Origin of the sequence: Streptomyces sp. NPDC019396 (assembly GCF_040632375.1) — a bacterium.
Taxonomy (GTDB): Bacteria; Actinomycetota; Actinomycetes; order Streptomycetales; family Streptomycetaceae; genus Streptomyces.
In genome coordinates, this window is sequence record NZ_JBEYBS010000054.1 from 1 (window position 1) to 10,822 (window position 10,822).

At 68.1% G+C, this 10,822-nt stretch carries 8 protein-coding genes and 2 pseudogenes; 4 read left to right on the forward strand and 6 right to left on the reverse strand.

Annotated elements, in window-relative coordinates:
- Positions 1 to 616 precede the first annotated feature (616 nt).
- From ABZ532_RS30710 to ABZ532_RS30730, 5 genes and pseudogenes are all read right to left on the reverse strand, one after another.
- Positions 617 to 1,018 carry a hypothetical protein gene (locus ABZ532_RS30710; protein WP_361291070.1) on the reverse strand — a complete coding sequence of 134 codons (402 nt, stop codon included), beginning with the start codon at positions 1,016 to 1,018 and terminating at the stop codon, positions 617 to 619.
- Between the two features lie 121 nt (positions 1,019 to 1,139).
- Positions 1,140 to 1,873: pseudogene (locus ABZ532_RS30715) on the reverse strand (Scr1 family TA system antitoxin-like transcriptional regulator).
- Between the two features lie 15 nt (positions 1,874 to 1,888).
- Positions 1,889 to 2,554: pseudogene (locus ABZ532_RS30720) on the reverse strand (DUF6879 family protein).
- 1,079 nt (positions 2,555 to 3,633) lie between these two features.
- On the reverse strand, positions 3,634 to 4,080 hold the full coding sequence (locus ABZ532_RS30725; protein WP_361291073.1) for a DUF6087 family protein: 447 nt from the start codon (positions 4,078 to 4,080) through the stop codon (positions 3,634 to 3,636).
- A 1,163-nt stretch (positions 4,081 to 5,243) separates the two neighbouring features.
- Positions 5,244 to 5,489 (reverse strand): hypothetical protein, encoded by a 246-nt coding sequence (locus ABZ532_RS30730; RefSeq protein ID WP_361291076.1) that lies wholly within the window; start codon positions 5,487 to 5,489, stop codon positions 5,244 to 5,246.
- A gap of 30 nt (positions 5,490 to 5,519) precedes the next feature.
- Here ABZ532_RS30730 and ABZ532_RS30735 point away from each other — a divergent pair, with 30 nt between their 5' ends.
- Positions 5,520 to 5,828: a hypothetical protein gene (locus ABZ532_RS30735; RefSeq protein ID WP_361291079.1), complete on the forward strand. Its 309-nt coding sequence runs from the start codon at positions 5,520 to 5,522 to the stop codon at positions 5,826 to 5,828.
- 1,265 nt (positions 5,829 to 7,093) lie between these two features.
- Here the strand turns inward: ABZ532_RS30735 and ABZ532_RS30740 are convergent.
- On the reverse strand, positions 7,094 to 8,413 hold the full coding sequence (locus ABZ532_RS30740; RefSeq protein WP_361291082.1) for an ISL3 family transposase: 1,320 nt from the start codon (positions 8,411 to 8,413) through the stop codon (positions 7,094 to 7,096).
- Between the two features lie 105 nt (positions 8,414 to 8,518).
- Between ABZ532_RS30740 and ABZ532_RS30745 the strand changes: the two genes are divergently transcribed.
- The 3 genes from ABZ532_RS30745 to ABZ532_RS30755 all read left to right on the forward strand — a co-directional run bounded on the left by ABZ532_RS30745 (position 8,519) and on the right by ABZ532_RS30755 (position 10,732).
- Positions 8,519 to 9,469 carry a type I-E CRISPR-associated protein Cse1/CasA gene (locus ABZ532_RS30745; protein ID WP_361291085.1) on the forward strand — a complete coding sequence of 317 codons (951 nt, stop codon included), beginning with the start codon at positions 8,519 to 8,521 and terminating at the stop codon, positions 9,467 to 9,469.
- A gap of 25 nt (positions 9,470 to 9,494) precedes the next feature.
- Complete coding sequence (locus tag ABZ532_RS30750) at positions 9,495 to 9,770, forward strand: hypothetical protein (RefSeq protein ID WP_361291088.1); 276 nt, start codon at positions 9,495 to 9,497, stop codon at positions 9,768 to 9,770.
- 302 nt (positions 9,771 to 10,072) lie between these two features.
- Positions 10,073 to 10,732 carry a type I-E CRISPR-associated protein Cas6/Cse3/CasE gene (locus ABZ532_RS30755; RefSeq protein WP_361291091.1) on the forward strand — a complete coding sequence of 220 codons (660 nt, stop codon included), beginning with the start codon at positions 10,073 to 10,075 and terminating at the stop codon, positions 10,730 to 10,732.
- Positions 10,733 to 10,822 lie beyond the last annotated feature (90 nt).

The window sequence follows — 10,822 nt, forward strand, 5'->3', positions numbered from 1 at the left end:
GGATCCTCCGCAAAGCCCGCTGCAACCCGAGCCAGATGACATCAATCGTCAAAGCCATCCTCACCCTCGAGACTCACCGCTGAACAAGCTCAGTGCACCGAAGGGATCGTGCGTAGCCTCCTTCCGTCCGCACCAGGCGGACCATTCGCTTGACGCTCTCGGGGTCCGGCAGCGCCTCCACGACGGCGGCTGGGTCGGTGGTGCCGGACTCGTACAGGGCGCGGACCCTGTCCTTGACGGATCCGGAATCCGGATCGGTCCCGGGCCGATCCGGATCCGCTCCGCCGTCTGTTCCACCTCGGCCCGAAGCCGGTCCTCCGCCAGACCGTCCGTGGCCGGGGTGCGCCACTCCAGCGCGGTGACGGATTCGCCGGAGTCCAGGGCGGACAGCTCCTCCCAGCTCCGGGTCCGGGTGCCGTGAAGCCGCCGCCGGACGGCGACCGTGGCCAGCTCGGCGTGCGCCTTCGGCGCGCTCGGCAGCGGCCCACCGTGCGGACGTCGGATCCAGCTCCGCCCCGGTGGCCCGCATGACGGTGTGCCAGAAGCCCTTGGCCACCATCGCCTCCATGGCGTCGAGTACCGGGCACTTGCCCCTGTACGCGCGGGCTGACGCGCCTCACTTTCCGCCCCAAGCTTCAAGCGACCAGGAGGAGTTGGAAAGGACCCACGCGGCGAGCACCCGCTGCGCCGACGACTTACCCGACCCCGTGAAGCCGACGACCATGATGTGCTGATCCGGCCGGATCCGCTCGAACCGGCGAGGAATCCCCGGCCGGGCGATGCGGACCGTGGGGCGGATCCGCCGCTCCCGCGTCCAGCGGAACAGCAGGGCCAGCGCAGCTTCCGGCAGGACGGCGGGCAGACGCTGCGTGGGTCCGGCGGGCGGCCTAACGCTCCTTGGCCGCCTGTCCGGCGACGATCGCCCGGCGGGCGTCGCGGGTGGCCTTCCGCAGCCGCCATCGGTACCGGAGGTAGAACAGGCCCCGGCGGCAACGGCCAGGCAGAGAAGGACAGTCATGCCGTGTCCCCGTCCGGTTCGATCCGGCGGCGGCGTGGTCGACGTCGGCGGCGGAGACCTTGACCAGTCAGCCGACGCGGTAGCCGGGGAGTGCACCCCGGTTGATCATGGCGCGGACGGCCTAGCGGGACACGCCGAGACGGCCCCCGGCCTCAGCCGTCACGAGCCGTTCGTCATGGATCCAGAAGCCGCCGGTGGGCGGAAGCTTGAGCGAGGCGGAGTGCGGGATCACGCCGAGGTGCAGGGTGTCCAGGCCGACGAGTCCGGTCAGCCGGTCGAGCTGCGCCGCGAGTACCGGCGGCGGGCAGATCAGGGACTGCAGCGCGGCCTCACCCACCAGGATGTTGAACCGCTTGTGCGCGTCGGACAGCAGCTCCTGACGCGGCGCCGGGCCCGGACTGCGGCGTCCGTGTCCCGCTTGGAGCGGTGCAGCTCCGCGTACCGGGTGAAGACCGACCGCGCGTAGTCGGCGGTCTGGAGGATGCCCGGCACGGTCGCGCTCTCGAAGCCGTGGACAGCGGCGGAGCGCTCGTACTGAGCGGCGATGTTCTGCTGTCCGGGCTGGTGCCCGGCGGCGAGCTGGCGCCGCCCCGAGCGGATGTGCGACTCGAACCCCCGTAGCCGGGCAAGCAGTTCGTCGTACGCGCCGGGCTGTCCGGTGCCCTCGGCCCACGCGTGGAGGTCTTCGGGGGTGGCGGTCTGTCGGCCGTTTTCCAGCTTGCTGATGCGGTGCTGGGGCCAGCCGAGTTTCTACGCAAATTGGGTACCGGTGAGCCGGCCGTCAGGCGCCGACAATCGCAGCTCGCGCAGCCGGATGCCGAGCGCTTCGCGCGCCTGCTGATAGTCCGTGGTCACCGGTGCCCGCCCGCGTCAGTCGGTGCTGTACGGCACGGCGTGATGCCACGCCGCGTCACGGAGCATGGAGCACCGGATCACCTCGTCGGGGGGAGTGATCAGCTCGACGTCGGTCAGCTCGTCCGCCTCGGTGAAGTTGAGGCGGGCGACCAGCCGCGAGTCGAAGATCCAGAAGTCCTCGCCGCCGAGGCACAGTCGCTCCGCCTCCGCCCGGGGCAGGGTGCGGATGTCCTCCCCGAGAGCGGTGTTCGGTAGCGCTGACCGACGGTGGGCAGAGAGTCCACCAGACGCACCCGGTCGACCGTCTTACTGGCGGCGGTCACCTGGCGGATCGTCCGGCAGTACCAGGAGTTCATGTCCCAGTCGACGCGGCCGGAGACGAGGAACTGCGCGTATGTGTCGGTGGCCTCGTCGCTGGCGTAGCGGCGACGGGTCTCCAGCCGCCCGGCAGTGTGTTTGAACGTCTCGAACAGCCGTTGAAGGCGTCCAGGTCGATGACCTTGGCTTGACGGGTCACGTCCTTGGGCCCCCAGTCGGTGAGGAGTTCACGCGGAACGACGATGGGAACCTCCCCCGGACTCAGGCGCTGAAGGGCGAGGTCGTGTCGGCGTACGGCTGGCCCCAGGTCCACGGGCCGTGTTCCAACTCGGCGGTCAGGCTGTCCGCGTGCTGATCGGTGATGCTCCGGGCGCTCTTGCTGACGCGGAGATACTCGAGCGCTGTCCGGGTTGCCACTTTGGTGGCTATACGTGTCGTAGTGATCGCGATTACACCTCCTGTGACTCTGTGAGGTGGTTCACCCCCATTGTGCTACCTGCGGCCCCTCAATGTCGTCGGTGAGGCGGTCTGGGACGACGAAGTCACGGCCCGTCTGGGCACGACTGCGGCCGCGGCGGCGAGGTGACGCGGACCGCCGAGCGGCACTGCCCTGCCTGTGGTGCCTCGGGTGACGCGTTCCTCTCCGACAATGTCCCGGCGAAGCAGGTCGGCAAGAACCTTGGCCGCAACCCCCGTCCCTAGTCAGCCAGTTCTTCACGAAGAACAAAGGCGCGTCGATTGGAGGCATTGCGAGCCGTCGTGCAGGAGGCCCAAGCCGACGGGCCCAGTGACCTCGCCCGCCTCAAGGCCATGGCGGACGGTCACGTCCAGCCGCGGCTTAACAAGGCGGGCTACAAACACCCGGGTGCGCGGCAAGTACCGTGTCCGGGCCGAGCAGGTGGTGAAAGACTGGCGAGGCCGCCCAGTCGGCGACGACGGGAAATCGGTGACGGCCTGGAGCTCATCTCTGGCCAAAGCCGGCAGACAGCACATCGTCTCGGCGCCTCCCGGTTGTCGCCGATCGTCGAGGAGGCGGCCGCCAACCGCGGATTGATCGGATTCACCGTGCGGGCCCGGAAGGGCGCGTTCACTCACGACGCCGTCCCCCTGGCCAACTCCCCCGGCGTGCGACGCAACGTCGTCCAACGGCCCGACGGTACCGAAGAACGCGCCTACGCCACAACATCGGAGGCTCTGGGTCCGGTGAGCAAGGCTTTGATGCCGTCGAGTTCAAACAAGTGGTCGCGTCGCCGGTGGTGACGTGGCAGCCGCCGTGCGGAACTGGCTCGCCTGACCGGCCGTCTCTCGCAATCCTGCCGGGCCATGACCGGCGCGTACCGCCACCGGCCGCACAGGCCTCCAGCGCCGGGCGGTCCCGGGCTGGCCACGCCCGCACCACTGGCAAGGGTCCGTCCTCCGGGCTGCGCCAAGGGCTGGCCGCTTCAGGCTCGGGATTCGCGCTCACGGTTTCGACCGTACGCCCCCGACTGCGGTGGGTCAGCGCCCGGACTCGCCGGACGGGGTGGGCTTGCGGTGCCGGCCACGGCCCTTACCGAGAGAGGTCGGTCCCACTCCGCTGGACGCTCTTCCACGGGCTGCGGCGGATACAGGAGCGCCTGGGCCGAGGCCAGGTTCGCAGCGATGCTCTCGGTCACCCACTCGGTGCCGTCCCATCGCTGGATCGCGCGCGGCGTTGCGGGGCTGATGTGAGCAGCCCTATGGGGCCCTTCGGTGAGCGGTACGGCCCGCAGCCTACCCCGGGTCTGCGCCCGGCGCTCGTCACGCCTTCGTGCCCACTCCGCCAATGGCTCGTCGTCCATCACCCCAGGATGGCGCAGCGCGCGACGGAAAGGGCAGGAACGCGACATCTGTCGCCCCACAACTCCCATCGGAAGGAAGTCGTCCGGGAACGACACTGCTCTCTCGCGGCGGACGGTGGGCCTGATTGGGCATCGTCTTGATCGCCATCCTCGCCGCCGACGCCGTCTTCGGCGGCAGCGCCGAGCCCGCCCCCGGACCGACCCAGCACCCACCTGTTCCCCCGGCCCCACGTCTGTCCCGGGCGGCCCGACCCCGCGCCCGCCCAGCACCGTCACGCCCACCTGTCCGATGTTTGCTTCGAGTACTAGGTCGGCCGCGAGAACGAAGGCGGAACCAGCGGTGACAGGGTGAGCCGCTCAGGCCGCGTTTTCCCGCCGCTGGACGTCGTCCCCGGCCCGACATGTCTCTACTGCTCCGGGCCCGCTTCCCACTGGAAGAAGCCCGGCGAGGGCTCGGGGATGGTATGCCTCGACGATCACGGGCGGGCGTCGATCGAGCTCGACAGCGTCCCCAAGGGAAGTGGTCGGCCAGGCCATGAGGGAAACGTGGGGGGCCGACTGGTTCAACGAGGTTCAAGCGGATTCGCTGAAGCGGAGCCCGGCGCGTACTCGTATGAGGACGAGTCGACGTATGCCGAGTACGAGTTCGATGTCCGCGGCGACGGCACCGTCGCCATTCAAAATCTCCTACGTGAAGATTGACGAGGTTGTGACGATCCTCGGAGCCCTCGAGCAGGCGCTCGCCGAACAGAGCACCGCCTGACCCGGGCGAAGTGAGGAGACACAACCGCGTCCGCCAGAGATCGTCCCCGAAGTGCCGGGAATCGGTGGGGGCGTGGAGGGGGTACCTCCACGCCCCCAGCCCTCAAGATCAGCGGAGGTTAACCTTGACCTTGAACTGCAGACACGTTCCGGCGGTGATGAGCGGGCCACCGACGAAGGGGAAGCCGGTAAAGCACAGGGCGACTCCAGAACCCGTAAAGTACGGAGAATCCGAGGTCCGCGTGGAGCAGTTGGCGGCCTTGATGGAGAACGATCTCCCAGAGGCGGTTCAAGAAGGCTCGCGAGATCTACGAGCGCGGCAGGAAGCCGGAGACCGTCCGCGTACGGCGGTCCTTCGTCCGGCTAGAGAAGTTCGGAGGGACAGTCGGGGACGAAAGGAAGCCGCTGCCCCGGTCCGAGCGGCCGTTCTCAGCTCAGATGCTCATGCCGAAGGAGCTCACCCTGAAGCTCTACCTCGTGATGCTGTTCGCGGCACAGTGCGAGGCGGCGGTCGGGAAGGAGTGGCCCCTGCCGTGCCCGATCGAGCCGGACGCCCGGACGACTGCCTCGTGGGAGGGGTTGATGGCCCCCGTCGCCAAGTACGCCGGTCCCGGCGTCCAGGCGTCCTCGATCCGCACGAACAAGATGAGGCAGATCACCCAGGCGATGAAGATGCTAGAGGAGATGAAACTGCTCAGGTCGGCGACCGGGGTCAAGGGGCAAGTCCGCCGCGGAGTTCTGCTCCTATGCGGAGCGGGAAGAGCAAGGACACCGGCGCCGCAGCCATCCCGTACACCGTGCCGACGGACGACGAGCTCTTCATCGCGATCCCCGTGGCGTTCTTCGCCAACGGCTGGATCTACGCGCTCACCAACAGCGAGAGCGCGGCCTTGCTGATGTGGTTCGACATCATGAAGTTCGACGCCATGCAAGTGACCCCGGAGGGCAGCACCCCAATGACTGTCGGCTTCGTACTGAGCGACGTGCGCCACGGCTTCGGCCTCGGTCGAAACGCGTACGAGATACACAGGCCGCTGGAGGCCTTCGGGTTTTGAGGTCCACCGTCACTGGAAGCGGTACGACAGCGGCAAGTGGATACAGTTCAAGGAGGACAGCAGCGACATGGTGTGCCACCGAGTGGCGCTCCAGGACGGCGCCTTCTACAGAGAGGCGGGCGTAGTCGTGAGGAGGTGCTCCGGCAACGTGACGCCACCAACGAGTGACGGCAGCCCATGAACACGGGTTTCTACAGCCAGGGAGGCCGTAGAAGCCCGCCGCACCAGAGGGTCACGTACGTCTGATCACGAAGTACCCCTTCTCGGCGCTCCATGATCGCCTTGCTCCAGCCGTCGTCCCGTGGCTGCCGCTCCTGACCGGCCCGACGAGCCGGAGCAGGACCGACGTACCCCGTGGCCGCAACGATCCTCGCCCCCGCCGAGGGAGCCCTGATACCCGTGGAGGAGCTGAACGGACGGAAGAACGCGCCCGGGGCAGGCCGTGCTGACCGGGGCCCCGCACAAAACCCCTGGTGCGGCCTGGTCCGAGATGCACACGGCATGCAGAGCGCAGAACCCGGTCATCAATCCGCCGCGAGGGGCTGACTCTCGCCGGGATGCCGGTCCGGCGCACGAGCCGATCCGACGCAGGGTTGTCGGGCGAAGGAGCTCGCAGGAGCCGAGCCTGGTCGCTGCGTTTGGGCCGACCCCCACGTCGTGTGCCGCAGCATCAGGCCATCCACGTCGAGAGCGATCAGACGATTGCACGCCGAGCAGTAGCCGTCCACATCCGTGGGGTGCCGGCTCTCTCGCTCCTCACATTCGTCGTATTCCCGAAGACCGGCCCTCTGCACCTCGTCGTAAGTGCTGCATATAGGACAGGGAGCATGGTCAAACGGGCGAGATGAAGTACCCATACTCACCAGTAGCCAATCCAGTCGACTGCACGTGAAACACAAAATAGGCTGAGAAATACAGGAAATGCTGCGCCCTGCAGAAGAATGTGAGAAATCAGGCACCAGTCCGACGGCGACTGGCCACGAGCACCCATCGAGCAGCCCACTACGCTAACGCAGAACCACGAGCCGACTGATCACCGGCCAACGAACGCCGGCAGGAGAGTCGGAACGGTTCACTTGATGACCGGGCGATCTGCCGCTGCTGTTGGCGCGTGACATGGGTGAGGCGGCTGCGGATCTTGCCGCGGTCGGAGACTTTCGCAGCAGGGCGGTGCCCTTGTAGTCGAGATACGTGATCCCCGCGGCGTCCAGGTGGATACCGCCGTCATCGCGTCCGAGCGACCCTCACCGTCCAATGCGGGGTCTTCAAAGTTGAGCAGTGCGGAGGTGTCCGCGGGCTCGCCGGGTGGTGACGCAGCGTGTGCGTAGGTGTTGGTCCTCTGCGCTGCGGAAGCCGAAGGCGTTGCGGGCGACGAGCTTGATCACGCGGTTGATGCCCTCGCTCTTGGCGTTGCTGTGGCCGGTGTCGAGGAACGTGGCGATCTCCGCCCACCACCGGTCCACGGTCACGGCCAGCCGGACGACCTCGGGGATGTCCGAGTTCGCGCACCAGGTGAGGAACTTCCGTCGGGCATGGCCGACTTGGTGCCGGGCGGCGCCGGTGCGGGCCAGGGCGAGGAGATTGCGCAGGCTCTCCTTCGCGATCCACGCGGTCAGCAGGGTCTGGCCGATCTGCCCCTCGTCCAGCAGCGGGTTCCACATCTTCGCGAACTGCTCATCGGTGAGGTCCTCGCGGTTGCGCAGGAGACGTCGTCTGGCCTTCCACTCCGGGTCACTGGCGCGTCCGCGCCGTCCGCGGGTCTCGGCGGTGGTGCGGCGCCGGAGTGTGGAGAGCATTTTGTTGGCGAGCTGGACGACGTGGAAGTGGTCGACCACGACGATGGCGTCAGGCAGGCCGGTGCGGATCGCGGCGCGGTAGGTGGACGACATGTCGATGGCGACGTGGGTGATGTTCTTGCGCCAAATCGGCGGGGTGGCGGCGAGCCAGGCCAGGACGTCGGCGACGGTGCGGCCCTCGACCTGGCCGAGCAGCCCGCCGTGGTCCAGCGCGTCGACGAAGCCGGTGTGCCACCGATCCCGGGTCAGGTGCCACTTGCCGGACTGGGGGTCCTGCTCCCACTTCGTCTTGCCCCGTCGGGTCTCGTCGATGCCCAGCACCCTCACCTCGGGCAGTGGGGCGTCGACGACCTCGCGCGCCGATGTGCGGAAGGCGCCCATCACCGTCGGACAGGACAGATGCAGGTCGCGGGCGGCCTGGATGACCGTGGAGCCGGCATCGCGCACCCGGCGCCCGGCCGCCTGGCGCAGCCGGGCGGTGATCCGCGCCCCGGCCGGTAGCTGGGCGACGCTCTCGGTGAATGACTTCCTCGGGCACTTCGGCTCGCGGCACCACCAGCGGCGCTTGTGCCACAGCAGCACCAGTCCGCGCTCCCCGTAGGGAAGATCCCGAGGGCGGGTCCGGGCTGTGCCCTTCACTTTCCAGGCGAAGGCCCCGCACTCCGGGCAGGCGCGAGCCGCTTCCTCCGTCGTGGCCAGATGCACCCGGCGGGTGCCGTCCTCAAGCCGCTCGACCCGTATGACGGACACCCCGTCGAGGTTGAGCAGCAACGTCGTATCGTTGACCACGCCCGTGGCTCCCACATGATCGTTCTGCCTAGAGAACAGAAATGATCACTCAGGACCACGGGCTCCTTGTATCAGGGGCACCAGCGCCCTCGCAGGCTCCCGACCGTGACGAAGGGTCAGGGCGCCGAGCGAGGCGCACCGCTCAAGATTGAAGACCCCCAATGCGACCCCGACAAGACCGCGGGCGCCAACAAGCTGATCCTCACTCGCCCCTCGGGCAACAATCATTCCTGGTTTACGCACGGCAGCGATGCACGGCCCCAACCGGTGACAACATCTCAGGCGGTGCTCAAGCTCCTGGGATGGCACTACGACGGACCTTCCGGCCGGTGGTCGTCACGCGAGGTCGGCAGAGTCAGGAGCGCCAGCGCCGGTGCGGGCCCACTGCGCACCACACTGTCCTACCACCCCGAAAGACGAACACTCTTCGAGACCCTGCTGGCCGGGCTGGTTCCGCCGAAGCGGGACGTCAAAGCCGAAGCCGATTTGTGCCCCCTGGGAGTGGGACGGGTTCCCCAATCCAGAGGGCCCGCCGCCTGCTGCGAACGGGCCGTGCTCCCGGCTGACCTCGTCGTCCGTGCACGCGCTGCTGCTCCTGCCGTGCCAAGGCGACCCCACCAAGGTGAAGGACTCGTACATCACGTGGGCTCACCGGCAGGGGCGCAGAGCGCGGCCATACGACGACTATCTGATATGGCAGCTCAGCAAGCAGGGCGACCTCTACCCCGCCTTGCTGACTCACATCGCGCCCTGTGGCGGGACCTGGACGCGCTGCTCCTGATTGACCTGTCCGGGACCGCGCAACCGCGCCGGCCCTCCGTCTTCGACTGGGCCGTGGAACTGTCCGCCGACATGCGCGTGCGAGCCCTGGGGTTTGCACAGGACGGGCAGGCCAAAGATTTCCAGTTCGTCGACGCCGTCACACCGCGGGTACTCGCCTTCGCAGAGAGGAAAACCGCTCGCACTATCCCGCAGTGGGCCGGCTGCGTGTCCTGGGTGAGCTTTTCGGTAACCGCTTGGACTGTGCCCTGCGCCGTGCATAGCGGGCCTACGTGAACGATCCGAAATACAGCGCCGAAGCGTGGGCAAGAGAAGGAGCCGCCCGGTACTGGCCCGCGGCAGAAGTGGAGTTCTGGCGGCACTCCAGCACCTCGACCGTACCGGCACCGCACTGAACGGTGGTCTGGACGCGGCAGGCGTACGGAGCACCTTCCTGCGCCTCGCCCTACGCGCATACGAGGACGTCACCGCGACTGCGGCCCGCACCCAGCGCGGAGTCAAAGCCGTGGAAGGAGCCCGCGTGGCGTTGTTCGGCGGCCCGCGCCCCAAGCCCGCGCCCTCGACGTCTGAGAAGTGAGGAGATCTACCGATGACGCCGATCCCGGACCCGCTCATCCCACACCTCGCCCCGCGAACCAGGCTCCCTCACAGAAAGCCCAAAGTACGGGACCGGCCTGGGAGGAACGGCTGGCCTCATACCGTCAGTTCACCGGGTGCCGATGGCGAGTAAGTCCGCAGTCTGGGGGCCTCCTTCGCGCTGGCCGTCACCGCTGGCTCCGGTCGGGAGGGCACGATACGGCGCAGCACGGCCGAAAGCCGACTGAACGTGCTCTGCAAGCAGAGCCTCACCGGCTTGCACCGACATCTACCCGCATCCGTCTGCTACCTGCGTTCCCTCGAACCGACGCGACACCGCCCCCTCCCCCACCCGATCCGGCATCATCGGGCTGCTCGCCGCCGCCCTCGGCCGCCCACGAGGTGAAGCCATCAACGGCCTGGCCGAGCTGCGCACGACCGTGCGCATCGGCCGGCCCGGTCCGCGACCTGCACACCGCCGACGGAGGAAAACGCAGCGGAGACACCACCACACTGCTCTCCCACCGCTACTACCTCACCGACGCGGCATTCACCATGGCCATCACCGGGCAACCGGACCACCCCGCACACACCACGCTGCTCAAACACTGCACCGCCGCACTACGCCGCCCCCGCTGGCCGCTCTTCCTCAGGCGGCGGGCCTGCCCGCCAACCGGCCCCCACATCCTGCTCCAATCCGGCCACCAACCCGACCCCATCCGGCTGCCCCACACATACGGCCAGACCACCACCCGCACCATCGACACCATGTTCGACGCCATCCGACCCAGCCAACAAGTGCACTTCCGCTGCGTCGCCAGCCCCGTGTGCAAACCGGGAGCGACAACCCGTGCCCTCTACAACCTGCCCGCCGTCGTCCCCTTGACAGGACAACACGCCGACGAATGGTGGTTCCGCCAAGACGACACCGCCGGCCTGAAAGTCCTCACACTGCACTCCTAGTACTGCAACCGCATGTGGGGGTCGTGGCCTCGGTGTTGGTAGTGGCAGCGGCGGGCTCGGGCTTGGCTGCGGCGCCGGAAGTGTGACCAG